This is a genomic window from Nocardia sp. NPDC005366, from assembly GCF_040606855.1.
Lineage (GTDB): Bacteria > Actinomycetota > Actinomycetes > Mycobacteriales > Mycobacteriaceae > Nocardia.
Map to the genome: position 1 here is coordinate 124,117 of NZ_JBEXFQ010000012.1, position 25,970 is coordinate 150,086.

The 25,970-nt window shown below is 66.2% G+C and carries 26 protein-coding genes; 7 read left to right on the forward strand and 19 right to left on the reverse strand.

Annotated elements, in window-relative coordinates:
• Positions 1-173 precede the first annotated feature (173 nt).
• From ABZS43_RS16420 to ABZS43_RS16440, 5 genes are all read right to left on the reverse strand, one after another.
• Positions 174-1,499, reverse strand: coding sequence for an AAA domain-containing protein (locus ABZS43_RS16420; protein WP_355036720.1), 1,326 nt, complete (start codon positions 1,497-1,499; stop codon positions 174-176).
• Positions 1,496-2,980, reverse strand: coding sequence for a hypothetical protein (locus ABZS43_RS16425; protein ID WP_355036721.1), 1,485 nt, complete (start codon positions 2,978-2,980; stop codon positions 1,496-1,498). Before ABZS43_RS16425 ends, ABZS43_RS16420 begins: the two co-directional genes overlap by 4 nt.
• On the reverse strand, positions 2,977-4,062 hold the full coding sequence (locus ABZS43_RS16430) for a hypothetical protein (protein WP_355036722.1): 1,086 nt from the start codon (positions 4,060-4,062) through the stop codon (positions 2,977-2,979). Before ABZS43_RS16430 ends, ABZS43_RS16425 begins: the two co-directional genes overlap by 4 nt.
• Positions 4,062-4,883, reverse strand: coding sequence for a hypothetical protein (locus tag ABZS43_RS16435; protein ID WP_355036723.1), 822 nt, complete (start codon positions 4,881-4,883; stop codon positions 4,062-4,064). Before ABZS43_RS16435 ends, ABZS43_RS16430 begins: the two co-directional genes overlap by 1 nt.
• Positions 4,884-5,086: 203 nt before the next feature.
• Entirely contained in the window at positions 5,087-5,848 is a 762-nt protein-coding gene (locus tag ABZS43_RS16440) for a hypothetical protein (RefSeq protein WP_355036724.1), read from the reverse strand.
• A gap of 161 nt (positions 5,849-6,009) precedes the next feature.
• Between ABZS43_RS16440 and ABZS43_RS16445 the strand changes: the two genes are divergently transcribed.
• Positions 6,010-6,675, forward strand: coding sequence for a hypothetical protein (locus tag ABZS43_RS16445; RefSeq protein WP_355036725.1), 666 nt, complete (start codon positions 6,010-6,012; stop codon positions 6,673-6,675).
• A gap of 146 nt (positions 6,676-6,821) precedes the next feature.
• The gene (locus ABZS43_RS16450) at positions 6,822-7,043 is read left to right on the forward strand and encodes a hypothetical protein (protein WP_355036726.1); all 222 of its coding nucleotides are present in this window, start codon (positions 6,822-6,824) and stop codon (positions 7,041-7,043) included.
• 109 nt (positions 7,044-7,152) lie between these two features.
• On the opposite strand, the gene ABZS43_RS16455 is transcribed toward ABZS43_RS16450, so the two are convergent.
• Positions 7,153-7,518, reverse strand: a complete 366-nt coding sequence (locus tag ABZS43_RS16455; protein ID WP_355036727.1) for a nuclear transport factor 2 family protein — start codon at positions 7,516-7,518, stop codon at positions 7,153-7,155.
• Between the two features lie 98 nt (positions 7,519-7,616).
• On the opposite strand from ABZS43_RS16455, the gene ABZS43_RS16460 reads away from it, so the two are divergent.
• Positions 7,617-8,513 carry a LysR family transcriptional regulator gene (locus tag ABZS43_RS16460; RefSeq protein ID WP_355036728.1) on the forward strand — a complete coding sequence of 299 codons (897 nt, stop codon included), beginning with the start codon at positions 7,617-7,619 and terminating at the stop codon, positions 8,511-8,513.
• Between the two features lie 151 nt (positions 8,514-8,664).
• Here ABZS43_RS16460 and ABZS43_RS16465 read toward each other — a convergent pair whose 3' ends face one another.
• Both ABZS43_RS16465 and ABZS43_RS16470 read right to left on the reverse strand, forming a co-directional pair.
• Positions 8,665-9,699 (reverse strand): lipase family protein, encoded by a 1,035-nt coding sequence (locus tag ABZS43_RS16465; RefSeq protein WP_355036729.1) that lies wholly within the window; start codon positions 9,697-9,699, stop codon positions 8,665-8,667.
• A gap of 611 nt (positions 9,700-10,310) precedes the next feature.
• Positions 10,311-10,688: a hypothetical protein gene (locus tag ABZS43_RS16470; protein ID WP_355036730.1), complete on the reverse strand. Its 378-nt coding sequence runs from the start codon at positions 10,686-10,688 to the stop codon at positions 10,311-10,313.
• A gap of 384 nt (positions 10,689-11,072) precedes the next feature.
• Between ABZS43_RS16470 and ABZS43_RS16475 the strand changes: the two genes are divergently transcribed.
• The 4 genes from ABZS43_RS16475 to ABZS43_RS16490 all read left to right on the forward strand — a co-directional run bounded on the left by ABZS43_RS16475 (position 11,073) and on the right by ABZS43_RS16490 (position 13,960).
• Positions 11,073-12,002, forward strand: coding sequence for a GIY-YIG nuclease family protein (locus tag ABZS43_RS16475; protein ID WP_355036731.1), 930 nt, complete (start codon positions 11,073-11,075; stop codon positions 12,000-12,002).
• A gap of 508 nt (positions 12,003-12,510) precedes the next feature.
• A complete protein-coding gene (locus ABZS43_RS16480; protein ID WP_355036732.1) occupies positions 12,511-13,086 on the forward strand; it encodes an alpha/beta fold hydrolase in 576 nt (191 codons plus the stop codon).
• 4 nt (positions 13,087-13,090) lie between these two features.
• A complete protein-coding gene (locus ABZS43_RS16485) occupies positions 13,091-13,450 on the forward strand; it encodes an alpha/beta hydrolase (RefSeq protein WP_355036733.1) in 360 nt (119 codons plus the stop codon).
• A gap of 48 nt (positions 13,451-13,498) precedes the next feature.
• A complete protein-coding gene (locus tag ABZS43_RS16490; RefSeq protein WP_355036734.1) occupies positions 13,499-13,960 on the forward strand; it encodes an NUDIX domain-containing protein in 462 nt (153 codons plus the stop codon).
• 50 nt (positions 13,961-14,010) lie between these two features.
• Here ABZS43_RS16490 and ABZS43_RS16495 read toward each other — a convergent pair whose 3' ends face one another.
• From ABZS43_RS16495 to ABZS43_RS16545, 11 genes are all read right to left on the reverse strand, one after another.
• Positions 14,011-14,763: a phosphoribosylanthranilate isomerase gene (locus ABZS43_RS16495; RefSeq protein WP_355036735.1), complete on the reverse strand. Its 753-nt coding sequence runs from the start codon at positions 14,761-14,763 to the stop codon at positions 14,011-14,013.
• Positions 14,764-14,830: 67 nt separating this feature from the next.
• Positions 14,831-18,865, reverse strand: coding sequence for a TIGR02680 family protein (locus ABZS43_RS16500; protein ID WP_355036736.1), 4,035 nt, complete (start codon positions 18,863-18,865; stop codon positions 14,831-14,833).
• Entirely contained in the window at positions 18,862-20,115 is a 1,254-nt protein-coding gene (locus tag ABZS43_RS16505; RefSeq protein WP_355036737.1) for a TIGR02678 family protein, read from the reverse strand. The genes ABZS43_RS16500 and ABZS43_RS16505 overlap by 4 nt, the downstream gene beginning before the upstream one ends.
• A complete protein-coding gene (locus ABZS43_RS16510; protein ID WP_355036738.1) occupies positions 20,112-21,662 on the reverse strand; it encodes a TIGR02677 family protein in 1,551 nt (516 codons plus the stop codon). The genes ABZS43_RS16505 and ABZS43_RS16510 overlap by 4 nt, the downstream gene beginning before the upstream one ends.
• Positions 21,663-21,759: 97 nt before the next feature.
• Positions 21,760-22,902, reverse strand: a complete 1,143-nt coding sequence (locus tag ABZS43_RS16515) for an RNA-guided endonuclease TnpB family protein (RefSeq protein ID WP_355036739.1) — start codon at positions 22,900-22,902, stop codon at positions 21,760-21,762.
• A gap of 90 nt (positions 22,903-22,992) precedes the next feature.
• Positions 22,993-24,207, reverse strand: coding sequence for a TIGR02679 family protein (locus ABZS43_RS16520; RefSeq protein ID WP_355036740.1), 1,215 nt, complete (start codon positions 24,205-24,207; stop codon positions 22,993-22,995).
• Positions 24,204-24,788, reverse strand: coding sequence for a GNAT family N-acetyltransferase (locus ABZS43_RS16525; protein ID WP_355036741.1), 585 nt, complete (start codon positions 24,786-24,788; stop codon positions 24,204-24,206). The genes ABZS43_RS16520 and ABZS43_RS16525 overlap by 4 nt, the downstream gene beginning before the upstream one ends.
• Before the next feature lie 60 nt (positions 24,789-24,848).
• Positions 24,849-25,064 carry a hypothetical protein gene (locus tag ABZS43_RS16530; protein WP_355036742.1) on the reverse strand — a complete coding sequence of 72 codons (216 nt, stop codon included), beginning with the start codon at positions 25,062-25,064 and terminating at the stop codon, positions 24,849-24,851.
• A gap of 72 nt (positions 25,065-25,136) precedes the next feature.
• Positions 25,137-25,373 carry a zf-HC2 domain-containing protein gene (locus tag ABZS43_RS16535; protein ID WP_355036743.1) on the reverse strand — a complete coding sequence of 79 codons (237 nt, stop codon included), beginning with the start codon at positions 25,371-25,373 and terminating at the stop codon, positions 25,137-25,139.
• Positions 25,370-25,600 carry a sigma factor-like helix-turn-helix DNA-binding protein gene (locus ABZS43_RS16540; RefSeq protein ID WP_355036744.1) on the reverse strand — a complete coding sequence of 77 codons (231 nt, stop codon included), beginning with the start codon at positions 25,598-25,600 and terminating at the stop codon, positions 25,370-25,372. Before ABZS43_RS16540 ends, ABZS43_RS16535 begins: the two co-directional genes overlap by 4 nt.
• A gap of 82 nt (positions 25,601-25,682) precedes the next feature.
• Positions 25,683-25,868 carry a hypothetical protein gene (locus ABZS43_RS16545; RefSeq protein WP_355036745.1) on the reverse strand — a complete coding sequence of 62 codons (186 nt, stop codon included), beginning with the start codon at positions 25,866-25,868 and terminating at the stop codon, positions 25,683-25,685.
• Between the last annotated feature and the right edge of the window lie 102 nt (positions 25,869-25,970).

The following is a 25,970-nucleotide window of genomic DNA, read 5'->3' on the forward strand; positions in this document are numbered from 1 at the left end:
CATGCCTGTGTGTGGCGCGCACCGTCCGACATCGCCATCCCTCCCGGCCCCGATAACCATCGAGCTCGGATTCGTTTCCTGACGGGACAACCGACGTCCCAGGGATATTCGATCAGACCGGGCGCAGGGCCGTAGCGGAAATCCCGTAACAGTGGACAAATCCGGGAAATGTGTCAGATGGCGAAATCCAGCGGTGCCGCGTCGGCCACCACCCGATGTCGCGAAAGATGATTGAGCAGAGCCTGATTCGCCTCCCAGCCATCGGGAAACTTCACCTCCACCCCGAGGTGGACGGGTTCGGCCGACGGATGCGCGTCGAGTAGCTCCGGAATCCCCGCCCGCCCCACCACGATGCACGCGTGCCGGTGTCGTGAGGTGAGAACACAGAGCCGCCCCGCTTCGAGGTGGAACGCTCCGGCGTCGCGGCGGCCCGAAAGAGGATGCAGCACGAAGGTGACGTCGTACTCGCGCCCTTGCAGCCGGTTGGCGGTATCGACGGTGACGGCCGCACCGGCGGTGTCGCGCAGTGCGGTACGCAGGGCTTCGGCCTGATCCCGGTGGGCGGTGCCGATGGCGACACGGTCGGCCGTGACAGGCCGGGTGCCCTGCTCGGAGTGGGCGAGCGCACCGCGCTCCAGCAGACGGTTGGTGAGTGCGGCCAGCGCGGCGACGGATTCGGCGTCGGTGCGCAACGTGTGCCGGGCGGGTAGTTCATACCAGGCCCAGCCCGACCGGGCGGCCTCGTCCAGCGCGTCGTCCACGGGGCCGAGAAGTCCGGCGGTGGTGAATTCCATTCGCCGCGTGCCGGGTTCGGTTCCCGCGCGGAATCCGGTGAACGGGTAGAACGCGGCGGACACGACGGGTGCGGCCGAGGCGGGCAGTCGCCAGGACACCGGAAGCCGGTGGATGGGAATGCCAGGATTATTGGCGAGCATCACGCTGACCGCGCTCATGGTGGGATCCCACGACAGCCCCTTCCAGCGGTCCACCTCGACGGTCGCGAACGGGTCGAGCTGGCCCGGATCACCGACGAACAGTCCGTGCTGGAAGCGATTCGCGATGCGCAGCAACATATCCGAGCGCATCTGATACGCCTCGTCGATGATGGCCCACTCCCAGGTGCCGTCATCGATGGTGGCCCATTTGGCGGCGGTGCCGATGATGATCGCGCGGTCCGCGAGATCGGCGGTGCGGGCGCAGACGGCGACATTCGGGTGGGCGGCGACGCGATCGGAGGTGACGTAGTTCGCGGCCGAGAGACGTCCGATGAGCAGCGCCGGATCGGCTTGGGCGAGGCGGTCGATGAGGTCGTCGACCTGCTCGTTGGTCTGGGCGACGATCATGCGTTGCGCGCCGTCGGCGGCGAGTCTGCGGGCGGCTCGCACCACGAGGGTGGATTTGCCCGCGCCGGGTGGGGAGTCGACCACGATCGCGCGGTGCGTGGGGTTGTCGAGGTCGGCGAGAATGTCGGCGGTGACCTCGTCGGCGGTTTTCGTCACCAGGATTCCTCGGTGTGTTCGGGGTCGTATTCCGGTGGGGGACCGCCGTGCGTCCACGGGGTGTCCTCCGGTTCGGGGAGGGTGAGTTTGCCGCCGGAGGAGTTCAGCGCGAAGCGGGTGAATCCGACCGCGTCGCCGACCTGCGGAATGGTGCCCGGTTTCGCGGTGCGGCCGTTGCCCATACCTCCGGACAGTTCCAGAACCAGTGTCCCGCTGTCGAAGTCGACGACCTTGGCCTTCTGGTTCGGGCGTTCGGTGCTGTGCAGGGTTTCCCCGGGTGTGGGAGTGAACGGGTCGACGGTCTTGATGCGGATGAGCGGGCGCAGGACGACGCGTTTACCGGAGGGGACGCAACGGTCCGGTTCGCAGTCGATGACGGTGCCACGCAATGCCGCTCCGGCGAGGCGATATTCGGCCATCACCCGCGGATCGTCGTAGGCGCGCTGGGCCTGGAACGCTTCGGCCGCCGCCTCTCGATCCAGTAGCCGCCGAACAGCCGAAACGGCCGCGTCGCGACGGGCCTGCGCGACGCCGTCATCGATGGTGTCGGCGAAATAGGTGAACGAGCCGCGATCACGCTGCCAGCGGGTCGGCACGCTCGCGGCCTCGGGGAGTGCGGACAGCAGATCCAGTCCGCGCCACATCAGCTGCCAGGTCGGTTCCAGCTGGCCCCGCAGAGCCGATTCGAGACGTTGCGCCGCGACGGTTTTCGCGGTGCCGTCGATATCGTCGATCGCGGTGTCGTAGGCATTGACCAGCGGGGCCAGCTCCTCGTTGTCGAATCCGGGGTCGGTCGCCGGACCGGCGGGCGGGCTCAGCAGCGGATCCTCCGCGAGCGCCGCGGCCTGTGCGCCCGACATTCCTGACGGCGGCGATATCCATCCGAGCAGCGAGGCGAGGTTGGCATCCTCTAGCGCGGATTGTCCAGTGGCCCAATGCATCGCCAGGACCGAGGTCATCGGCAGCAGCACCGCCGAACCGGGGCGCTCCGCGCGTTCGGCGAACCACGTCAGCCACCGACCGAGCAGCGGAACCTCCGCCGGGACCGGGTTCGGCCCGTCCACCTTGTGGTAGCGCACCGAACGTCCAAGCAGCCGAAGGAAATCCACGCCACCGGTATTGGGCACCCACAATTGCGCGGCGTCCAGACAGCGCCGGCCCACCACCTCGCCGGATTTATCGGTGATCGGTTCGGCGGCATCCAGATACGAGGCCAGATGCGGCAGCACCTGTCCGGCCAGCGCCTCGACGAATCGCAACCGCAGCACCCGGTCGCGGGGCTGCGGCACGATCAGCACCGTCGGCTCGTCACGGTCGGTGCCGAACATCACCGCCAGCGGGGCTGCCGCCTCACCGGCCAGACGCAGGGGGATGAGCACGAACGGACGTTGCGAGAGGTGGTAATGCCGAACTGTGGCAAGGGGTTCGGCGCGGCCGGTGTGCGCGGCCCGCACGCGGGCCAACGCGGTCAGCACGCTCATCCGGCGATCTCCAGCCGCAGGCGGTGTGCGGCGCGCAGCACCGCGGCGATATCCGCGTGTTCGGGACCGGGCGCGAAGGAGCCGTCGGCCAGGCCGAGCGCGGTGTCGATATTGTCGATGCCGCCGAGGTCGTCACAGACGCCGCGGCCCAACGCGTCGACCGATCCGGCCGAACGCGCTTCGGCCCGGCACGCGAAGGCCATATCGCAATGGGACATGCAGTCGGGGGCATAGCGCGCCGGGATCGCCGCGATGGTCTCGGCCAGATCCGGTCCCGGCGCGAATGTCGCTCCCGGTGGCAGTAATTCGAGTAGCTCCTCGATCGAGGTCAGCCGCGACAGCTGCCGCGACACCACCGCCAACTGCTTACGAAGGTCGACCAACGCGGCGGTCGGCCGGTTCGTGAAATCTCGAGCGCACACCAGGATCGCCCGATGGGACACGAGTTGCGGATCTTCACCCAGATCCTCGAACAGCTGGCGCAGCGCGAGCACATAGACCGCTGCCTGCTTGGCCGCGACCGCGACCTGAGTCGGATCGGCCTGTTCATCGATGACGGGGAACGACTTGATCTCGATCACATGGAACAGCCCGTCCAACTGCACCGCCACCACATCCGGCTCCAAGTACGCGGGGGCGCCCGCGATGTCGAGCCGCAGCAGCGGATGGTCGAAGAGTGTGGACTCGTGCTCGCGAATCGCCCGGCCCAGCAGTTGGCGGGTGCGTTGATGCCGCACAGCGTTACCGGCGTTATCGCCCACCGTGTTCAAATCGACATAGCCGACCTCGGGAATCGACAGCCCCAACGCCTCGCGCAGCAGCGCGAGCAGTTCCGCGCAGCCGTTGGCCTTCACCATCGCCTCGAAGGTGTTACCACGCGTGATCGCGAACTGCGACTGGCCGAACTGCGGGGGATGGCCCAGCTCACGCGCGATCTCGGCCTTGTCCACTGCGGCCGCGTCCAAGAGGGCGCGGCGCACACAGCCAGGGTTGGTGGTCAGCGCGGCGATCGTGCGGGCATTGTGCCGACACGTCGGGGCGTCATCGCGCAACCGGTCCAAGCGGGCCGAAAGATCGTTCATCACAACTCGTTTCCGCGCCGTACGGCCGCACGCAGCCGAACACCGAACAGTTGCCCAGCCGCGTCGTCGAGCTGACGCGTCACCCGCCGCGCCGCCTGCTCGCGATGGTCGGCGTCATCGTCGGCGTGCACCGCGAGCTCGCGCCGCGCCGCCTCCGACACCGTCGCCGGATCCAGCGAATCCGGCGACCCAGCCACACCCGGCACGGAGACCGCCAGCCGCCACAGCACCCTCTGCGCTGCCGGTCCTGTCACGCCCTGGTCGATCATGTGCTCGGAGAGCCGGATCACCGCGGTCAGCAAATCGACTCGCGGACTGAGCGGGCCGATCATACGGCGTGGCAGTGACCAAGTGCTCACCGCCAGCAAACCGCGGGCCGGTGCGATGAGGTCTGTGGTCAGGGCGGCACAGATGTAGAAGGGGCGGGTGAAGGGGGCGGCGCGGAAGGAGCGCTCTTCGTCGCGGCGCAGGCTCGTCAGGCGGGCGGGGACGAGTTGGCCGGAGAAGAAGCCTTCGTGGACGGCCATGACGACCTTGGGGGACGCCGGGGCGGACAGCAGGGTCAAAGCCCGGTGCACGTGGTCACGCACGGCGACCACCGGGGTGTCCTCTCGGCTGTCCTCATCCGGCGCTGCCGTATCGGGGGTGTCGGCGGTGTTCGGGGCATCTCCGAGCACCGCTGTTTCCCACAGGGTTTCCATCCGCCGCAACTCCGCCCGCAATTGTCGTGCCGTCGCCCGATCGCCGCCCGCCGCAGCCCGCCGAACCTCCGTGCGTAGCCCGGCGATCCGCTCCTCGAGCTCGACCGCTGAATCCGTCATGCGGGCAACGTACGCAGGGGTTCCAGTGAAGTCCAGTATTTACCAGTGTTCTGCGTGTCGTGACTGCACCGCCAACCGCGTCGGGGCCGTGATCGCCGCGCCGGCACTCGACCTCTCCGCGCGGCTGCAAATGCTGTCCCTACCCGATCGCCCGGCACACCGATGGGAGCCGAAAACTACTCGTCTGTGGCTGTTTTTCGTCGTCAATGTTCTTGCACTGCCGGGTCCAGAGGGATGGCGGCGAGTTCCAACATCGGGCACATGTCGTGGAAGCCCTCGAGACAGGCGGTGTGAATCTCTCGGTAGCGACCTGTGGATTCAACGTATTGCAACAGGAACCACGGGTCGATCACATCGGCACGATCGGTGCGGACCTCGATCTCCGTTCCGCATTCCTGGTTGATGAACAGGCAGTGCTCGCCGTGGATGTGCAGCCACCAGGTTTCGCCGTCGACCTCGAGCAAATCCGGATACCACTCGGCCCGTTCGTAGGCCGGCTCGATGTGCAGTCGGAACGGCACGGCCAATCGGTTAGCGAGCACGCGGTACTCTGCCACCAACTCCTCGAGCTGGTCACGCAGTCGCCGGGCATCGTCCGCGCCGATCAGGCGCAGGACTTTCAGCGACGGTGGCCCCTTCGAGCCGGAGCCCTGCGAGGCGATGACGAGCAGATCGTCCGACACCAGTGCCGCTTGCAGTCTGTCGGCCGCGGCCAGCGCCTGTGACCAGCTCACCTGCGGGGAAAACTGGAACTTCGCGGCCCGGCCGCGTATCGCCAGTCGCCGCATCGTGTCCGGCTCCGGAATGTCGTCAGGCGACATCTGTGGCTCAGCGTGTGAAGATGACACGCCCGTATTATCCCTGCGCTTTCGGCGGGTCGACCGCAATTGTGCGTCGCTGCCCGTTTTGATCCAGTCGATCGTCCTCGCCGCGAGCCGTATGATCGAGAACGGCGCCGACGACATGCGCGTTCGCGCTCTCGCGCACCACATGCTCGGGCCGTACCTGCGATGCCGTCACGGATGCGGCGGTCCAGTGAGCAGGGTCTGTTCGCCGGGTCGGGCGAGTGCATCGAATGGTCTGTTTTACCCGGGGGCTCGGAACGAACAGATCCAAGGAGGAAGACATGCTACGTGTGCTCTCCCTGGCAGCACTGGGAGCCGGTGTGCTGGCCGCTCGACAGCGGGTGTTGCATTGGGGCGCGACGCCCGAGGAAGTCGCCGCGGAATACTCCGGTGACGCGCTGATACCGAACCCATCGGGTCGTTCCACCATGGCGGTGACACTTCCCGCTGCGCCGGAGTCGGTCTGGCCGTGGCTGGTGCAGATGGGCGCCGATCGTGCCGGTTGGTACAGCTGGGACCGACTGGACAACGGCGGCAGGCCGAGCGCGACCGAGATCGTGCCGAAGTGGCAGGAGTTGCGCGAAGGCGACCGGCTCAATGCCACCACCGACGGCCGCGTCTACTTCGTGGCGGCCATCGTCGACCCCCCGTCGACTCTGGTGCTGCGCAGCGATGTGGCCATGTCGAGCGGACAATCCTTCGACCCGCGTGGACCACTGCCCAAGAGGTTCATTGAGGGAGTGTGGGGATTCCATCTGACCGAACTGCCGAATCAGCGCACCCGCCTTGTGGTTCGGACCGTGGGGCGCAACGCGCCTCGCCCGGTCATGGCCGTCTTCGATTTCCTGGTCGGCGAGCCTGCCCACCTGATCATGCAGCTGCGCCAGTTCGGCAATCTCCGCCGTCGCGTCCGCGCCGAAGCCCTTCCGGCCCCGAAAACCACCTGACCCGCGCTACAACCCACCGCCCCAGCGAGCTCGATGGCAGCTGCGTGTGGAGTCTTGCCGAGCAGCGATGTCTCTCATCGGGCCGATCCGGCCTGGCCGGACAATCTTCGACGCATTCGACGGGAATTCGCCCCGAAGTCACGCGAATGTCCGCCCAGACCGCCTTGTCCTCTGTGACGATGCTGCTACGGGCTGATCCCGGTCGGCGCGGGCTTGCGTGTCGGGAGGCGGTCGGCGGTGGCGAGGGCGATGGTCACCAGCAGTTCGAATTCCGCGCGTCGTTCGGCTTGCGGCTGTTCCGACCATTCGCGGAGGTCGGACCGGGAAGCATGATCAATGCTCCGGCGACGGTGCGGATCGTCTGGTAGCGGTCGCTGTCCAATCCTGACGGAACTGGATCCGGACATCGAGTAGCGCTCCGCGCGCGGTACATCAGCGTTCTCGGCTCATGGCACGCGGCTCATCGAGCCCACCGGTTCACTGGGCGGGGGAGACGAATTCGGGCTGGTCGAGCAGACGCAGCCAGCTTCCGTCGGGCTGGCGCCGGACGACCTGCGCGCGAGCACCGGCACCGTCCTTCGGTGGGGTCGAGGTGAGGGCGATGTCGTCACTGATCAGCGTCGGCAGTGGCGGTTCCTGCTCGAAGTGGGGACGGTTGGCCAGCACCTTCTCCCACAGCGCGCGGATCGCCTCCCGCCCGACCGTCCGGCCCCCGGGCGGGTAGGCCAGCACCGCGTCCTCCTCATACAGCGCGGCCACCCCGGCCGCGTCACCGGCATTGGATCGTTCGACGAACAAGCGGGTGAGATCTTCGGGGCGCATGGCCTTTTCGTACTCCGACATGGATTCCTCCTGAGGTTGGACTTCAGCACCTCTCAGCGTGCTCACTCATTGATCAGAAGTCCAACAGATGGATCTGCTACAAACTAGAATTTGTAGTCATGGACCTGAGGCAGCTGGAATACTTCATCGCCGTCGCGGAGGAGCAGAACTTCACCCGCGCCGCCGAGCGGGTGCACATCAGCCAATCCGGCGTCAGCGCCCAGATCCGCCAGCTGGAACGGGAACTCGGCGCCGAACTGTTCGACAGGTCCACGCGCATCGCGACTCTCACCGTCGCGGGAAAGGCCGCGCTCGAACACGCTCGCGCCACACTCGCCGCCGCGAAAGCGATCGGCCAAGCGGTGGGCGAGGTGACCGACCTGGTCCGGGGCACCCTCACCGTGGGAATGGTCATCGGCTGCACCGTCACACCACTGTTCGACGCCCTCGCCACATTCCACCTGGCGCATCCCGGTGTCGAGATCTCCTTGCTGGAGGACAACTCCGAGCGGCTCATCGACGCGGTGCGCTCCGGCACCCTCGACCTGGCTCTCGTCGGAACCGCCACCCCCACCCCGGACGGGCTGCACGCGCTGACGATCATCAGCGAACGACTCGTCGCGGCAGTCCCGGCCGGACACCCCCTGGCGAAACACCGCCGGGTCACCCTGCGCGACCTGAGCGGCTACCCGATCGTGTGCATGCCACCGGGCACCGGCCTGCGCACGGTACTCGACCAAGCCTGCGCGGCACAGAATCTCCCACTCGCGATCACCTTGCAGGCCAGCGCCGCGGACGCCATCGCGGACCTCGCCTCCCGCGGACTCGCCGTCGCGATCCTCAGCGACTCGATGGCCGCGCACTACCGCGGCCGACTCACCGCCCGCACCATCGATGACATCGAAACACCCGCCCTGCTCGCCCTGGTGTGGAAGAGCACGCGCAGCCCCGCGATCCGCGAGTTCCTCGTGCACAGCCGACGAGCATTCACAAAGCCTGCCCCCGGCGACCGCTAGTCCGAATCAGGCAGCTCTGGACCTATCCAGGCCCGGAGACCACCACCGCAGAGCAGTAGTCGTCGGTGTCATCGATGACGGTCCGGGAGGCCAGGTCGCCGGTGCGGGCCCAGCCGGCCGCCTCCGCACCGGCGTCATCCGCCTCGTAGAACTAGGGCAGGCCCCCACAGTTCACCGGGGCCGGTATGTCGGCAAGGCGATCGATCACCCACTGCTGCGAGGTCGCCAGTGACGGGAAATAGGCCACATTGTGGGTGCCCAGGAATCCGGACATGGCGGGCAGCGCGGCATCCGCATCCAGTTGAACGGCTGCGCCGCCACCGCACCAACTCGCGGCCATATCGCGCACGGCCGGGTACGTCGCTCCCTCATCGTTCCTGGCCGAGTAGACACGTACCGGTGCGGAGGGGGTGGACCCGCCGAGCCGCTGCTCGTCGAATGCCTTCTTCAATTCCGGGGAACGAGCGATCACGACCGCCAAAGGCTCTCCACTTGTGGTCCACTGGGACGTGGTCTGAGGTTGCGCGAAAATGTTGGAGAGGCCGCCGCCGCATTTGCCTATCGAGTCGCGCATGATCGCCTTACCGGTGTCGTTGATCTCGGCATCGAACGCCGGACGGGTCTCCGGATAATCGGCGGCGATGCCGTTGAGTATCCAGGCGATGGCTGGTGCGACGCCGGGGCGACCCTCGTTGCGCGCGATGTAGTCGTCGAGGCCCACCGGGGGTCCGCCCACGTAGGCGCCGCGCACATTCAGTTCGGGGGCGTATTTCGGTTGCAATTCGGCCGCGGCCGCCGAAGCCATCCCGCCCTGGGAGTAGCCGTAGAGGATGATCGGCGACTGGGGAGTGAGGCCGGAGCCGGGTAACCGCAATGCGGCACGTGCGGAGTCCAGTACCGCGTAGCCCTGTGTTTTGCGGTTCATGAAGTTGGTGAGGCCAGGTGTGGCGAAGTCGTGATAGTCGGTCATCACAACCGCCATGCCGCGGGCCAGCAGTTGATAGATCGCGATGACGTCGTATTCGAAGACCGCGTCGGCGGGAGGCTGGTACCGAACTACCTGCGACAGCATCGCCGAGGGCGCGCACTCGGCGCTCTGCCCCTGTGTGCCACCCGCATATGCCACCAACGGGCGTTCACCCGGACCGGTCCACGGCAGCGTCGGCTCCAGGTACGTTCCCACCACCGCGGTCGGCGCATCATGGGTATCGCTGCTGGCGTATGTGACGCGTGTCGACCTCGCCGGTATCGCCCCGGATACCCCGGGGACCGTCAACGCCAGGTGCGCCGCTTCGGCACGGAGAATGTCGCCCCCAGCTCCTTGAGACTGCTCCGGCGTCGGCTCCGGCTCCGTCCATGCGGGTGGTGCGGCGACCGCGGTGCCGACGACAATGAGGCTTCCCGTCAAAGCTGCGATCCAGGCGCGTTTTTCGCTCTTCATATCGATCCTTCATGTGATGTGGTTCATCCAGGGAAGAGATCCAGATCGAATACTGCGAGTAACTGATCGAGCGCAGAACCAGGCACACACGAGCTTCGTGTTGCCGAGGTCACAGCCTAGCTAAAAGCGGTGTGGACAATCTACACGGATCCGAGGACTGGGTGGGATGGAGCCCCCATTCCCTTCTGTCCCCGGGTGTAATCATTCGCTGATTACGCTGTGCAGGTGAGTATCTCGGCATTGAAAGGAATTTGCTGATGCCGTTCGCGCCGTTTTCGGGGTGGGGGGCCGGGCTTGGGGCGGTTGCGAATGAGTTGGTCTTTTCGCGGTCGGGTAGGTGCGGGTTACCGGCGACACTATTCAGGTGGCGTGGGGTCGGAGAATTTCGGAGGTAGGGGCATGCCAGCGGTGCCGTCGACGAGTACCGCGGAGCTGAAGATGCTCTCCGGCGGCGAGCCTGCTGTGTAGGTGGCGCGTTGGACCGTACTGCCCTTGCAGAACACCAGGATTCGAGCCTGCGGAGTGAACACCGACTCCATTTCGACGGGAGCGCCGACGAATTCCTCTACGCGAGCGCGGGTGTGCGCGGTGAGTGTGTACACCCGATCCCAATCACCCCCGGTGAGCGCACGCAGCGTTGCGCTTCCGCCGTTGTGCCACAGCGCGCTCAACCGCGCGGATAGTTCTCGATCCTGTTCGAGTTCGGGCTGCGACGGGTTGCCTACGACAACCACGAACACGATCAAGACGGGAAGCGCGAACTGAAATAAGCCACCCACCCATTTGGTACGCGTGCTCACCAGTACGTTCCGTTCTTCGGCTTCCCGGCCTCGACCTGCGGATCGTGTCCGCCCTGGGCGGGTGGTTCGTTATCGGTTTGCCCGGCGTATCCGAGCGAACTCTGATTGCCACGTGTGGTCCAGCTGGCCGTTGGAGCCTGTGGAGATGGTGTGAGACCGTCGCGCGGTCGATGCGGGAAGGCAACCGTCGATGAAACAGGAACATCCCTGTCGTGCGGCAGGGAATTCGCACCGTTCACGGCGGGGAGAAAGTCAAGATCATAGTGTCATCCCGCCGACGCACACGTCCAACAGTCCGATATACCGGAGAATGCAGCTATGAGTGTCGGTAGAACTGTCCGTTTGTACCTCGCCGACGGCACATCGGGCGGGCTGCTGACAGCGGAGATCATGAACTGGACCGGACATGTGGTCGCGGCGCCGCGATCCGATCTCGCTGCGCTACTGCGGCGACCCGAGGCCGATCGGACCGGGGTCTATATCTTGCTGGGCGACAACCCGGACAGCGCCAGCGGCGTCGAGGCGTATATCGGGGAGGGCGACAGCGTCGGAAAACGCATCGCACAGCATTCCCGTCCGCAATCCGAAGGCGGGCGCGACTTCTGGGTGCGCGCGATCGTGTTGACGAGTAAGGACGCCAACCTCACGAAGGCACACGCCCGTTACCTCGAAGCCCGGCTGATCGCGATCGCCACCGAGGCCGGGCGCGCGGTGATACTCAACAAAACTGCTCCTGAACCGCTGCCACTGCCCGAAGCCGATGTCTCCGACATGGAGTACTTCATCGGTCAGGTCAATATCGTGCTGCCGGTGCTCGGTGTCGATCTGCTGCGCTCGGTAGGCGTGACGCGACCGGCCACCGTGGGGAGTGATTCTCAGGCGGCAGGCCCGATGACGTCGCCAGTCTTCGAAATGCGGGTTCAGAAGCACGGTATCGAGGCTACGGCGCAGGAAATCGACGGTGAGTTCACAGTTTTCGAAGGATCCAATGCTCGGTCGGCATGGTTCGGTTCGGACTCCGGCTACGGACGGTTGCGGGAAAAGCTACTCGACAACGGGACCATCGTCGCCTCCGCGGACGAAGCGAACTGTCTCTTCACCCGGAACTGCGTTTTCGCCTCGCCGTCCGCGGCTGCCGCAGTCGTGTCCGGCCACAATGCCAACGGTCGGCTGGTCTGGCGGGTGCGTGGTCAGGCGATGACACTGGGAGAGTGGCAGGATCGCGGTATCGACTCGCCTGCGGAGTGAGACGGCTGTTCGCCGTTTCTGAGGTCCGCCCCGATTGCGGCCTGCTCCCAGGGGAGTGCCACTCGCACCGGACTCATCGTCGCCAGGCGCGAACGAGATCTTCCGGCCCCCAGTGCATCGCGAGCGGCACGTTGTCGGCCACCCCGGATCTCGTGACCGCCACCAACGGAGTGTCGATCCGAGTACCGGGGATCGCGAGCAGACCACGGATGAGAGCGTCGTAGTCGTGCCGATCGAAGGCGCGGTCTTCGAGCCACTTGATCGAGGATTACTGAGATGGGTTCTTACTAAGATTCGATCTTAGTTTGTTGCCGAGAGGTGGTGGGCGAGGAACATGACCCGGTTGTGCCGGGGCGGTACCCGCGCGGCCCCACTGAAGGGATCGCGACGCTCGGGCTCCGGCATCTGCGGGTCACAACGAACGCCCATGTATATCGATTCCTGTTGTGTAAGAACGTATTTGATACGAGCTGAGCCTTGTGCACGACATACAGTAGAAGGAATACGGATGCCTGATTACGATCCGAACTCGATCGGCCACTTTCGTAGTCCAGAGGGTGAACGCGCCTACAAGGCGTCGTACGCCAAGGCGATGAAACTACTTCCCGAGCCCGTGAAAACGTATGACATTCAGACAGGTTTCGGCACAGTCAGGGCCTATCGATTCGCGGATGACAAACATTCTGTCGGCGCGCCGATCGTACTCTTTCCCGGGCGCACGTCCGGTACGCCGATGTGGGCCGAAAACCTCGAAGATCTGGCCGCTGAGCGGACAGTGTATGCGCTCGATGCCCTCGGAGATGCCGGGCTCAGCGTCCAGACGCGACCGATCGAGAACTCCACCGACCAAGCGGCGTGGATCGAAGAGACGCTCGCTGGTCTCGGCGTGGACAAAGCCCATATTGTCGGGCATTCCTTCGGGGGGTGGCTCGCGGCGAACTTCGCGGTGCATTGTGCATTACCCCAACAGGGTTGCGACACTGAACCTGCTCGAGCCGGTCTTCGTGTTTCAAGGACTGAAATGGGAGATCTACGTCAAGACAATCCCGGCTTCCCTGCCGTTCTTGCCGCAGAGCTGGCGTGACGCCATGCTGAGAGATATCGGCGGCAATCACGAAATCGACCACGCGGATCCGATCGCCCAGATGATTGTCGATGCCTCGCACTATTACTCGATCAAACTGCCCACGCCTGATCGGATCACTCATGCCGAGCTCCAGCGCCTATCGATGCCCGTATATGTCGCCATGGCCGAGAAAAGCGCGTTGCATGATCCAGAGGCGGCGGTCGCAACCGCGAAAACCTACGTCAACGACGTTTCGGCCAAGAGTTGGCAGGGGGCTACGCACTCGCTCCCGATGGAGTTCTCCCAGGAGTTGGACCGTGATCTCCTCGGCTTCATCGCCGATCATGACACAAAAGGAAATGAGCTAGAGGCAGAGCCATAGAATGCCAGTTCAGCGGTGCCATTGAATGGAAGGAATTCCCGTTTCGGCATGACGGCAACCGAGTTCGACCAGCAGAGCAAGCCGCGGCGGCACAAGGTAACCGGCGATGTGCATCTCGTGCTTCGCCGCGGTGATCAGGTGCTCTACGGTCAGCGCCAGAACACCGGGTTCGAGGATGGCGCATGGCATCTGCCGTCGGGGCACCTGGAGGCCGGAGAGTCCGTCGTCGCCGCTCTGATCCGCGAGGCCGAGGAAGAGATCGGCGTCGTGATCGAGCCGGAAGACGTGCGGTTCAGCCACGTCATGCACAACTCATCGTCGGGTGGCCGCGTGGCCTTCTTCTTCACCGTGACGGATTGGCAGGGCGAGCCGACCAACCGAGAGCCCGAAAAGTGCGGTGCCCTGGACTGGTTCGCGGTGGATGCGTTGCCCGACAACATGATCGAGTATTGCCGGGTGGCGATGGAGCATATCGGCGAGGAGTCGTCTTTCTCGATATTCGGCTGGTAGACAGAGCGGATTCCCGGGTGGCGGCGCATTACCGCCGCGCCTCGCCGGTCCTACGGTCCGTCACCGCCGGACCTCGAATCACCAGGCTGACCGTGCACTCGAGCAGTGTTCGATGCGCGAAGATCATGTGCGGCGGTGACGAAGTCGCGGCACGCCTGCGGGGACTTGTTCCCCGAGGCGTCTTCGACGCCGCTGTTCACATCGACCCCGAACGGGCGAACCGCGGCGATCGCGGCGCCGACATTGCCCGCGTTCAAGCCACCCGCCAGCACCACCGGGCAGCCGATCTCGGCGAGTGCTTCGACGATCTCGGCACTGATCGACCAGTCATGGGTGAGGCCGGTACCACCGAGCCGATCTTCGGTGCGCGAATCCAATAACACCGCATCGCAGAATTGCGCGGTTTCCTGCGCGATCGCCACCGCATCACGACCTGTCACATGCACGGCTGCCAGGATCTTGCGCCCGCCCGCCGTGGCGCGGACCTGGCTGACGGTCGCCGACGAGACCAGACCGTGGACTTGGATCGCGTCGACGCCGATCTCGTCCGCCAGGGCGACGATGGCGGACGCGTCCTCGAGATGGGTGACCAGCACCCGCGTGACGAACGGGGGAACCATGGCGGAGAGGGTCGCGGCTTGCGGCGCGCTCAGACCGTCCTCGCTGAAATGGGTGATGCCGGAAATGAATCCGACGGCATCGGCGCCCGCAGCCACTGCCAGTCGGAGGTCGGTCTCCGACCGGATTCCGCAGATCTTCGCCCGGACTGTCACGCCGACGACGATATCGGGCGAAACCGGCACGCAGGCGGTATTTCTCGTTCCGTCGCGTCTGTACGCACACCGATCGGCTGGATTCACTCTTGGTCTGTCATGCCGACGTGAGTTCGTTGCCGTTCCAGGTGAACCGGGCCGTTGTCACCGCCTCTGCGGTGTCGTCCCTGATGATCTGGTGGATGCCGATACCGCTCAGTTCGGCGTAGTTGCACCATTCGTGATCGGAGGTCAGCATCAGGTCCAGATCCAGGGCCGAGAGCAGGGCGAAGATCTGGCCGCGGTTGGTGGTGTCCACGCCGACGAAAACCTCGTCGAGCATGATCACTCGCGGCGCTTGCGGTGCGGCCTGGTAGTGGGCCGCGACGGCGGCGAACAGCGGCAGGTGCAGGGCGATCGCCTTCTCACCCCCGGACAGGGCGCCGTGCAGCTTCTTGGTCAGCTCCTGGAAGTTGTCGCCGGTGCCGCGATCGATCTTGACGACGAACTGGTGCCATGCGGTGTAGTCGAAGACCTGGGCGAGTTGCTGTTCCCAGCTGGTGGCGGTGTCGTCGGCCTTGGCCGCTTCGATGCGGTCCCGTAAGAACCGGTGCAGGGAATCGCGGTCGGCGTCGGTGAGCCGTGCCGGATCCTTCAGGAGCAGGTCGCGGGCGGTTCTGGTGCCCGCGGGAAGGTCCTTGCGCACCTGCCACACCAGTTTCACCGCGACATCGGAGGCGGTGCGAACACGCTCCAGGCGGGCATTCATCCCGTCGACCAGCTCGTTGGCCTGCCTGATCCTGGCCGCGAGATGGCGGCGGGTGTCACCGGTGAGAGTGTGGTCGAACAGGCGGCGTTCCTGATCGGTGATCTCGTTCTTGCTCTGTTGGGTCTCCTCCACGATGAGGCGCAACAACTCGGCGCAGCCGACCCGGACACCGTCGACGACGGCGGTGAACACTTGGACGTCGTCATCGGAGGTGAGGTCGAGGTCGGCGCGGGTGCTCAACGCCGCGCGGCATTCGTGGACCGAATCGGCGAGCCTGCGCATCGCCTCGCTCAGATTGGTCGGCGAATAGGGGATGGTCGGCCACGCCGCCGACACCATCCGGGCGGCATCGAGAGTGGCTCGCACGCCGTCGGAGGCGGCAAGGGTACTGCGGAAGGCGTCCAGTTCGGGCAGTTGCGCGTCGTCGGCGAAGGTTCCGCTCGCCAGGCGACGGAACCTGGTCGCGCATTCGTCGCGGGTGGTGGTCGCGGCATCGCGGGCGGCGATATCGGTGGTGTGCTGGGATTCGAGATTTCCCAGGGTGCGGGCGATATCGGTGAGGGCACGGCGATCGCGTTTCAGACAATCACCGAGTTCGCTGATCCGGGTGCGCGCGATCTCGATCTGCGCGAGGACCTCACGGTAGTCCTGCCCCGCGGTGCCTTCGATCGCCGCGAGTTCGGCGGCGAAACGATGGTGTTCCTCCTCCGCCTCGGCGGCGGCCTCGGCGCTCGCCGTGGCGTCCGCGGAGGACTCCGCCGCCTGCTCGGCGGCGACATCGGCCGCAGCACTGGCGGCGCGCAGGTTGACACAGGTGTCCAGCCAGGCACTGGCCTGACCGGAGAAGTCATCGGTGGCCTCGGTGACAGCACGCAGGGCGGTGGGGTCGGTCGGCAGCCCGGTCTCGGCCGCGCGGATCGCGAGATCGTGCTGCGCGCGGCGCGCGTCGTCCTCTCGCTCGCTCAGTTTCGTGATTCGCTCGTGAACGATGCTGTCGGCCAGCGACAGCGCCGATTCCATTGCGGTGCGATGCTTCTCGGTCGCGATCACCGCATCGAAGCTCGGCAGATTCACGCGCTCCGATTCGATGAGCGTCCGGCGGGCGGCGAAGTCGTCCAGCCGAGCGCGCAGCGCATCGATCCGGCGGTCGAGATCGGCGATCTCGGTGCGCAACCGCTGGAGGCGCAGTTCGCGAGCCCGGGCGCGTGGCGCGGCGCCGATGAAGGCGGCCTGATCCTTGGACCAGGAACCGGTGAGGTCGGCCAGGCGCCAGCGGCCGTCGGCGGCGATCGCGGCGACCTGGCCATCGGGCAGCTGTTCGTCGAACGCGATGCCGCGTAACAGTCGGCGTACCTGTTCGGGATCGACGTCCGGATGCGGTACGGGGACAAGCACATCGGCCAGTGAACGATCGGCGACGGGTTCGATCGCGGCGGGATCGGCGAACAGATCGTGGCCGTCCAGCGGCTCGTGCGGGCCGACCCACGCGTCGAGGAGTCCGGCGGATTCGAGGGCGGCCTCCACGGCCGCGGCCGTCGTCGGGTCGACGTCGTCGGCGAAATCGACCAGCCGCCACAGCGGCGCACCCGACATTCGATCCCGGTCGGCGGTGCGCCAGCCCGGTGGCGTCGGCGGGATGTCGTGTTGCCCGGCGAGCAGGTCCCGCTCCGTGACCAGGAGTTCGCGCTCGGCGGCTACCGCGTCGATCTCGCTGCGGCACAGGGTTTCCTGATGCACCACGGCCTGCAACACACTGGAGACCGCGGTGTTGACGACCTCGACCAGTCGCGCCCGGTCGGCCACGAGATCGGCCACGGTATCGACATCATCGAAGGACAACGCATCGCATCCGCCTGCCCAGACGCGCACACGGTCGTGGAGTGCACCCAGCTCTCGTTCACGCGCCTGTTCGGCGTCGGCGTGGGCGGTCCGGGCCGTCTGGTAGGTCGCGCGGGCCGATTCGAGTTCCTCTTCGGCATCGGTGCGGCGCTGGACCGCGTTGCCGTGGCGGGTGAGCAGTTCGAGCAGTTCGTCGACCTGCTCGCGCCTGGCCCTGACCGCGCCGCTCAGCAGTGCCCGCACCCGGCGGTCGTGCGGGTCGGCGGCGAGTTCGTCGTGGATGCTGACCAATCCGGCGCGCCGAGCCGACCGGGTCGTTTCCAGCTCGGCCGTCTCGACACGTCGTTCCCATCCGTGCACGGCGTCGGCCGCCTCCGCGCGGCGGGCTTCGTCGCGTTCGGCGCGGGCGAGCGACTCGGCCGACGCCTTCGCGGCCCTCGTCGCGCGGTCTCGAGCCTGGCTGGTCGACCGGCGAAGATCGTCGAGTTCGAGACCCTTCTCGTAGGCGGGCGATTTCATCAGGCCGGTGCTGTGCGCCTCGGCGGAGACGAGGTCGGTCTCGGCTTGCCGGACACGTTCGGCGGTCTCCTGTTCGAGAGCGCCGATCCGCTCGTACTCGGCCGCGGAATTCCTGGCGGCCTCGGCCAGTTTGTCGAGGTCGGTGGTCGCGGCGCTGAGCGCGGCGGCCCCGGCGCGCAGCACACGTTGGGCGTAGGTCTGCTGGTGACGGGCCAGTTTCCTGGTGGCCGCCACCTCCTCGTCCAAACGGGAAAGGCGTTCGCGCTGGGCATCGAGGCGTTCGAAACCCTCGGCCAGATCGGCGATCTCGTCACGACCGAGCGGTGGCAGCGCGCGGGAGAGCAGGGTGGACAGCAACGCCGGGTCGAGCCGTTGCGACAATTTGGGCGTTCGCAATTGCAGCAACGCGGTGATCAGCGCGTCGTACCGATCTTCGTTCAGCGCGCTGAACAGGGTCGAGCGCACCGCGGACCGGTAGTCGCTCGCGTTCTCGTACACGACACCGGCATCACCGAGCCGCTCGGTCAGCGCGGCACGGGTCAGCGGCACGTTCGCCTCGGCCAGGGCGAAGGAATCGGCCGGGCCGCCCGGAGCGGAGACACGCAGCGTGGTCGTGAAGTAGTCGGCGTGCACGGTTGTCGTTCGCGAGGTGGCCTGCAGCCGTGCCCCGCAGGTGAACCAGCGCTCAGACGCGCCGGGCAGGTAGAACTCCATCCACACGTAGCCGACGCGGGTGGCGCCGGATGTGCCCTCTCCCATCAGATTCCAGTGCATCGTCCGTTCACTGGTGCCGAAGGTGGACAGGCGGTTGGCACGCAGGCTCGCATCGAACAGGAAGGGCAGCAACAACTCCAGCGCCTTCGATTTGCCGCTGCCGTTCGGGCCGCGCAACAACAGCCGTCCCTGGTGGAATTCGAAGATCTCGTCGTAGTAGCGCCAGATGTTGAGGATGCCCGCTCGGGAAGGAATCCAGCGCGGCTCCCGGTCCGGGCCGGGGACGCGCTGTGGCAATTCGGTCACTGTCATGACGGGCCCTCGGTGTCGTCGGTGGTGCGAATCTCGGTGACGCGGTAGCGAGCCGCAGCGGGTAGGGGTTCCACCAGGCCCGATCGTCGAACGGAGATCAAGCCGAACGAGCGCAGCACGGCCAGCGCGTCGGCGCACAGGCGTTGCGCGCCGTCCTCGCCGTGGTAGGTGCGTGCCCAGCGCGGGAATCGGGTCAGCAGGTCCGCTGCCGCCGCGCGCAGTTGTTCGTCGGTGGCCGCGCCGGACATCGTGTCCAACAGCAGGAGCGCGGCCACTTTCGCGGTCGAGGCGTCATCGGGGAACCTGGTGTCGGTCGCGATGGCGTCCGGGTCGACGAACAACACTCCCTCGGCGCGTTCCTCCAACACGAATCCGCCGTGTTCGGCGGCCCGGCGCAACAGTTGCCTGCCGGTGGGGGAGGCCAGATAGGCGCGTTCGTCGTCGGTGAGATCATCGAAGTACACCACCGGATCGTCGACCAGTCGGCGGAATACGCTGTGGCGCAACCACAGATTCTTCTGCGCGTCGGAGACACCGGACCTGTCGGCGTGTCTGCCGGGGGCGGCTGCCGGGCCGTATCGGCGTTCCCGGACGAGCTCGCCCAGGACCTCGTCGAGTCGCGCGGGCACCTCGACAGCGGGGACGCCGAGCTGCGACGGACCGTTCGGTGCGCTCAGTATCCGCAACAGCAGTGTCGCGTCCACGCGGAACAGCACTTTCGCCGATTGGGAGTCGACATAGGAGTCGGTCACGCCGTCGACCACCGCGAGCACACCGAAGGATTCCAGCAGCCGCAGCACATCGACGAAGGCCATCCGGTGCGCGCGTGTCGCGGTGTCGAAATCGTCGAGCAGCGGATCCTCGACGGTCGCGGCGCGCACGCGTCCCGCCAGCAGACCGATCGTGGTTACAGGGGCGGCGAACAGTTCCGCGGCCGTCACGCACAACAGGACATACCGGAGTCTGTCGAATTCGGCTCTGCCGGAACGCAGGCGGCGAGCCGGGCGCGTCTGGTCGGGATACGCGCGGACCTTGACCAGACGCGCGTAACCGAGGCGCGGCTCCACGATCAGCGTCCACCCGCAGAAATAGTCGAACCACTGCGCGATCGGATCACGCCGCCGCCGCACGAGATCGAACATCTCCGGTGCGCCGCGCTCGACGATCAACGGGTCCGCGAGCAGCAGACGTACGCCGCGCGCGACTTCGGCGCGCTCGGCGATCACCAATTGATTGGCGAGTTCACTCATGCCGAGGTGTTCCCGAACACGGCGAGGTCTCGCGACGCCCCGGTATGCGCGATCACCGCGATCTCCAGCAGATAATCGGGTCCGCGGAAGTGGCCGCGTGGGGTGGTGAGTTCCGCGATCGAGTCGTCCGGTGCCGGCCGAAGGACGATCTCGACCTTGCCGTCCGCGGTCGAACCCCGACGCACCCCGCTCGTGTCGGCGGCGTTGCCCAATGCCCGGCCGAGTAGCTCGAGCAGCCGCTCGAACACACCCTGGTCGAGTGTGCCGAACGACGAGAGTCGCACCGTGCCACCGGTGTCGAGCATGTCCCAAGCCGCCTCCAACTCGGCGCGTTCCACCGCCGCCCTGGCCGCGCGTTCGGCCTTGATGGCCGCGACATCCGGTATCGCCGCGGTGCGGCCGAAGCGTTCGGTACGGCCGGAAGCGCGCAGCAACGGTGAGACCTCGACCGGGGCGGCGGTGCGCCACGAGTCGGTGTAGCTGACCAATTCGGGGTCCGCGTGCGCGAGATGGGCGTGCCGAGCCGGGCCGAGCCCGAATGCCGTCGCCCACAGCCGATGCAGATCGTCGCGGTCGGGCAGCACCGCGAACCAGTGCGCCAACTCCCGGAAATCGGCCACGGCACTGCTGGAACGACGCCGCGACTCGGTGATCCGGTCGAGTACCTGCAATAGCGCGATGATGGCCCTGCGACCGACGAGCCGTAGCTGATCGATCCGAGGGGCCGCCCCGTCGACGGGAAGAAACCAGGCGCGCAGACCATCCCATCGCGCCCTTCGCTGTTCGAGCCACGCGAGAGCCGGGTCGGGGCCGGTGAGGTGCGGAAGTTCGGCGCCGAGCAGGGCGCGCTGCTGCATCCTGCTGACGCCGTATTCCTCGATGGCCTCGATTCGGGAGGCGATGGCATGTGTCCGATGTTCGATATCGGAGAGGAACTCCCGCAGATAGGCGACCGTCGCGGCTTTCACCTCGTGGAAAACAGTGAGATCGACGCCGTCGTTGCGGAGCAGGCGCTGCAACTCGCCGTTGAACTGCTTGGTGTTGCCGCGCAACCCCTCCAGATGGGATTCGAGTTCGCTGAGTGTGGTGAATACGCGGCGATCCAGCCCGGAGTCCAGTTCGCGCAGCAGATCGGCGAGACGATCGGCGATCGCGTCGAGAACCGCCGTCTGCAGCGCGCCGGTCGAGGCCAGTACCGCCATCGCGTGCACCACACCGGCGAACGCGGCCTCACCCCGCCTCGTGAGTGAATACTGCAGGTTGCGCCGTTCGTAATCGGCGGCGGTGCGGTAGTTCTCCGAGTGATTCTGCACCACGTCGACGAGATTCCAGGCGCGCAACTGCCCGAGAGCGTCGGCGAGATCGTCGTCATCGATGGCCTCCAGCCACCCGACCGAGCGCAGCCGGCCACGGACGTCATCGAGCCCGAGCGCGGTCTCCAGGCGTTCGTTGGCCTCCCCGAACGCATGCAGTACCGAGACGTAGAGCCCGGCGCGATCTCCGCCGGTGAACCGGAACATCTCGGGTGGCACCCGAATCGGGTCCATGAAGTTCCCCCTCTTGACTTCCTCCCCGCCCTGAAGGGCGGGGATTCCCTGCCTCACGGCAGAGTGTTCCTGTTTCATCGACAATTGCCTTCCCGCATCAGCTGCGGGGCGGTCTCACACCATCTCCACAGGCGAGCACCGCAAGCCCTGCGGCGCGTATGTTCTTGGCAGCGTTCACATCCCGATCGTGGACCGCGCCGCACGGGCACGTCCAATCCCGGATGTTCAACGGCATCTTGTCCGCGATCCGACCACACGTAGAGCACGACTTCGACGACGGATAGAACCGGTCGATCGCCACAACCGTGCGCCCGTACCAATCCGCCTTGTACTCCAGCATCGACCGGAACTCCGACCAACTCGCGTCCGAGATCGCCCGCGCCAGCGAATGATTCCGGACCATGTTCCGCACACTCAAATCCTCGATGGCGATCACTTGGTTTTCGCGCACCAAACGAGTCGAGAGTTTGTGCAGATGGTCGCGACGACGATCCGCGATCCGAGCGTGAATCCGGGCCACCTTCAAACGGGCCTTCGCCCGATTGGCGGAGCCTTTCTGTTTCTTCGCCAGCACCCGCTGAGCCTTCGCCAGGCGGGCGCGGTCCTTCTTCTCGTGCCGGCGGTTGGAGATCTTCTCCCCGGTCGAGAGGGCATACAGGGTGGTGATGCCCGCGTCGATTCCGACCGTTGTGTCGGTCGGCGCGTGCTCGGCGATCGTGTCCTCTACCAGGATCGAGATGTGGTAGCGGCCCGCCGAGTCCTTCGAGACGGTCACCTGCGACGGTTCCGCCCCTTCGGGAAGCGGACGCGACCACACGATGTCGAGCGGTTCGGACTGCTTCGCGAGCTTGATCCGACCGTCCCGGTAGGTGAAGCAGTTCGAGAAGTAGGTGGCCGAGTCCTTCGACTTGCCGCGCTTCTTGAACTTCGGATATCCGGTCAGCTTGCGCCAGAACTTATCGAACGCGCCTTGCAGGTTCCGCAGCGTCGCCTGCAACGGCCCCTTTGAAGGCTCCGCGAGCCATTCGGTTTCGGGGTCGCGCTTCCACGCGGTGAGCATCTTGTCTGTTTCCGCGTGCGAGATCCGCCGCTGCTCCTGCGTCCACGCACGAGACCGTTCCGCCAATGCCCGGTTGTAGACGTAGCGGACGCAACCGAAGGTGCGGGCGAGCTGCTGAGCCTGCTCGTCCGTCGGATAGAAGCGGTACTTGAAAGCCCGCTTCACCACCCTCGATGCCATAGTGACAGGCTATCATGATCTTCTGTCACATTCGGAACCGATGCGCTAACCCGGCCCTGAAGGACCGGGCTTGCGCGCTACGTTTTTCGGTCACGGCGCGAGATCGCCGAGCAGCACATCGATGACCCGTTCTTGCGAAACCCCTTGCCCGCGGCGGCGCAGCTCCTCGGACAGATCGGCGTCCCAGGGTACCGCGGTGACTCGTCCCACCGGTGGGCCGACCGGACCGACCGCGGCCGAATAGTCGCGACTGGTCATGCGCCACGGGACCGCGCCGAACCGGGCGACGAGATTGGCGGCGATCCGCAAACCCTCACCATCGAAATCGCCGTGGTAATGCAAGGTCGCGCCGGCCTGGGCAACACCGTCCAACAGCACGACCGCGGCGCTGCTCGGCCAGCCGGAGATACACACCATCGGCGGGCAGCGCGGCCCGAATCGGGCGAGTGCCGTCGCGAGCACGCTCGGATTCTCCACCACGCGAACGGCATCGGCGACCAGCACCGGCGTCCCGGCCTCGCGCAGCTGCTGCAAACTCAGGACGGCGGCGACACCGGCCTCGGCACAGAGGCGCGTGATCCTGCCGATCACCGTATCCGAGTCGAGGATCGGCAGTCCCGCGACGAGCACGGTCGAGGACAATTCGTCATCGGAGATACCCGCGCGCGCCCAGAGTCCCCGCAATCCGATCGCGTCGGCGGGTGGTTCGGCGTCGTAGAGCGCCGCCAGTGCCCGAATTACCATGGTGTGCAGCCGGGATCCCTCGTCGAGCGCGTGGGGATCGCCGAGCACCTGCTCCGCGAAGACCGGCAGATGCACACCCGCGCCGGGCAGTCGACGCAGGACGCGCAGTGCCCGGTCCAGTTCGAATCCGGTCCGCTCCACCGATCCGGCGATCAGGCCATTGCGTCGCGTCGTTTCCGCCCAGATTTCCAGCGCGGGCTGGGCGCGCACGACCTCATGGTCGAATAACCACTCCCACAGTCGGTTTCGTTCCTCGGTTGCCGCGGCGCGCTCGGCGGAACGGTCCGGGATAGGCCCGATCAGATGATGTAGGGCAGTGCGGACGTCACAACCCGCGACGTCGGACAGCGCCGCGTCCACCTCGTCGAGGCCGACCATCGAATACTCTCCTGGCAGCCGGGCCAGCCCGAGCAGGTCCGCGAGCGCGGACTGCTGCTCAGTGGTCAGCGGGCCCACTTTGACCCGCCGGACCGGACGACCGGAGGAAAGCCGCGCGTGCAGGACCGACCACAGCGGAGCCAAATGGTGCGAAAGCCGGACGACCGCGTGTTCGGCACTCATCGGAAATCCTCGCTCTCGCGCGGCATCGTGAGGCCACTGCTTTCGCGGCCCAGTCGATACACGTAGTGCAGCGGGGGGTCTATGGGATTGTCGGGTTCGAGGTCCGCCTCGATCACTCGAATGAAGCCGTTCTTCTCGAGGACCCGCCACGAGGGCGTATTACCCGCCGAGACGGGCACGATGATCGTGTTGGTCGATGGATGCGTGATCCAGGTATCGGTGACGATGGCCCCGATCAGTGCGGTGCCGCATCCGCGGCCGACGCGGGCCGGGTTGCCGATCAAGTAGTCGATGGTCATCGCGGTTTCCTCGATGTCGAGATAGGCCGACAGGGGCTGTGACGCCTCGGGGTAGTCGTGCCAGCGGAAACGCTGAACAAGTGCGAACGAGATTCCGCTCGCACAGGCGAGCAATTCCTCAGCGGGTTCTTCGCCGCGGGTTGTCGGGCCGAAGTGCCGCTCGACCGCTTCGGGAGAGAACTCGTGGTTCCACCATCGTGCGACGTGCGGATTCGACAACCATCGAGCCAACAACGGGAAGTCGCCGGGCACGACAGGCCGGAATGTGATCTGCGCACTCATTTCACCGGTACCTCGAACGATATGACTCATTGATGCTTACGAGTGTCGGGACGTGGTTGTTCATCGCCCGAGTCGCGCGGCCACGCGGGCGTCCAAGGCGGCGGACCCCGCTCCATTACACAGCAGAAAAAGCATGGTGAGCAGTAACGTCGGCGCGACACCCAGATGGAAGGGGCCCCCGACCCGCACACCGGCGGTGGCGATCGCGCCGGTCATGCTGTCGAGAAGGCGGCTGCTCCACGACGAAGCTGATTCCCGCAGATACCGATCGGACATGAATTTCCTCCCATGGGGCCGTGGTGGCTTCGGGAGACGCAGTGTCAGCGAGCGGTGCGAACGTTACGCGGTTCAGGTCGACCGAGATCGAAACTCTTCCAGCAGGGCTTGTTTCGCGGCCTCGGACAGGCCGGGCGAGGTGTGGCGGCCGAGCGCCCGGATGGTGGTGCGCACTTGGTCGAGGTAATCGTCGCATCCGGCGCAGTACTCGAGGTGACGCAGAAAACGCGCCGCCTCGGCCTCGGTCATGGCGCCTTCCAGATAGTCGGTCACGAGTTCTACGACCTCGTCGCAGTGCAGTTCACTCATCGGGGCACCTTTCTGTCCACCGGGCCGCGAGGGGCGCCCGCTGCCGCGAAGTACTCCTCCAGCCTGGCGCGTACGAAAGCACGCGCACGATGCAGCAGGACCCGCTGATTCGCGGCCGAGATCTCCAGTATCGAGCAGACCTCGTCGGCGTCGTAGTTCAGCACGTCGCGCAGGTTGATCACGATGCGTTGGCGAGCGGGCAGTTCCTCGAGCGCTGCCGCGATCACCGCGCGCATCTCGTCGTTCAGCAGGGCCTGTTCCGGTGCGGGCCACGGTTCGGGAAAGGAGCGCCAATGTCGCGGGTAGGGCTCACTCTCCGCTCGGAACAGCGCGGGGTCGACGGTCGGGCCGGTCTCCTCGGCGTGCGGCAGCGTAATCCTTTGCCAGCCGGATCATTCCGGCCGACCAGGTGTCCAGGATCAGTGCGAAAGCGGCCTCGTTCCCGGTCCGAAGGCGGGCAAGCAGGGCGGTGTCCTCGGCGTCTGATTCGGGCATCCGCGTCTCCTGGGTGCGCGCCGCGCGGGGTGCGCATCGCTCGGCCGCTCAGGGTACCGGGGGGCATCGATGCGGTACCAGCGAATATCGTCGGCCGACGCC

Coding starts and splice junctions, on each gene's coding strand:
- ABZS43_RS16425 (WP_355036721.1), bottom strand. CDS start 2,980: ATGAGCGTGCTGACCGCGTTGGCCCGCGTGCGGGCCGCGCACACCGGC.
- ABZS43_RS16430 (WP_355036722.1), bottom strand. CDS start 4,062: ATGAACGATCTTTCGGCCCGCTTGGACCGGTTGCGCGATGACGCCCCG.
- ABZS43_RS16435 (WP_355036723.1), bottom strand. CDS start 4,883: ATGACGGATTCAGCGGTCGAGCTCGAGGAGCGGATCGCCGGGCTACGC.
- ABZS43_RS16440 (WP_355036724.1), bottom strand. CDS start 5,848: ATGTCGTCGGCGCCGTTCTCGATCATACGGCTCGCGGCGAGGACGATC.
- ABZS43_RS16445 (WP_355036725.1), top strand. CDS start 6,010: ATGCTACGTGTGCTCTCCCTGGCAGCACTGGGAGCCGGTGTGCTGGCC.
- ABZS43_RS16450 (WP_355036726.1), top strand. CDS start 6,822: ATGTCCGCCCAGACCGCCTTGTCCTCTGTGACGATGCTGCTACGGGCT.
- ABZS43_RS16455 (WP_355036727.1), bottom strand. CDS start 7,518: ATGTCGGAGTACGAAAAGGCCATGCGCCCCGAAGATCTCACCCGCTTG.
- ABZS43_RS16460 (WP_355036728.1), top strand. CDS start 7,617: ATGGACCTGAGGCAGCTGGAATACTTCATCGCCGTCGCGGAGGAGCAG.
- ABZS43_RS16475 (WP_355036731.1), top strand. CDS start 11,073: ATGAGTGTCGGTAGAACTGTCCGTTTGTACCTCGCCGACGGCACATCG.
- ABZS43_RS16480 (WP_355036732.1), top strand. CDS start 12,511: ATGCCTGATTACGATCCGAACTCGATCGGCCACTTTCGTAGTCCAGAG.
- ABZS43_RS16485 (WP_355036733.1), top strand. CDS start 13,091: ATGCTGAGAGATATCGGCGGCAATCACGAAATCGACCACGCGGATCCG.
- ABZS43_RS16490 (WP_355036734.1), top strand. CDS start 13,499: ATGACGGCAACCGAGTTCGACCAGCAGAGCAAGCCGCGGCGGCACAAG.
- ABZS43_RS16500 (WP_355036736.1), bottom strand. CDS start 18,865: ATGACAGTGACCGAATTGCCACAGCGCGTCCCCGGCCCGGACCGGGAG.
- ABZS43_RS16505 (WP_355036737.1), bottom strand. CDS start 20,115: ATGAGTGAACTCGCCAATCAATTGGTGATCGCCGAGCGCGCCGAAGTC.
- ABZS43_RS16510 (WP_355036738.1), bottom strand. CDS start 21,662: ATGGACCCGATTCGGGTGCCACCCGAGATGTTCCGGTTCACCGGCGGA.
- ABZS43_RS16515 (WP_355036739.1), bottom strand. CDS start 22,902: ATGGCATCGAGGGTGGTGAAGCGGGCTTTCAAGTACCGCTTCTATCCG.
- ABZS43_RS16520 (WP_355036740.1), bottom strand. CDS start 24,207: ATGAGTGCCGAACACGCGGTCGTCCGGCTTTCGCACCATTTGGCTCCG.
- ABZS43_RS16525 (WP_355036741.1), bottom strand. CDS start 24,788: ATGAGTGCGCAGATCACATTCCGGCCTGTCGTGCCCGGCGACTTCCCG.
- ABZS43_RS16530 (WP_355036742.1), bottom strand. CDS start 25,064: ATGTCCGATCGGTATCTGCGGGAATCAGCTTCGTCGTGGAGCAGCCGC.
- ABZS43_RS16535 (WP_355036743.1), bottom strand. CDS start 25,373: ATGAGTGAACTGCACTGCGACGAGGTCGTAGAACTCGTGACCGACTAT.
- ABZS43_RS16545 (WP_355036745.1), bottom strand. CDS start 25,868: ATGCCCGAATCAGACGCCGAGGACACCGCCCTGCTTGCCCGCCTTCGG.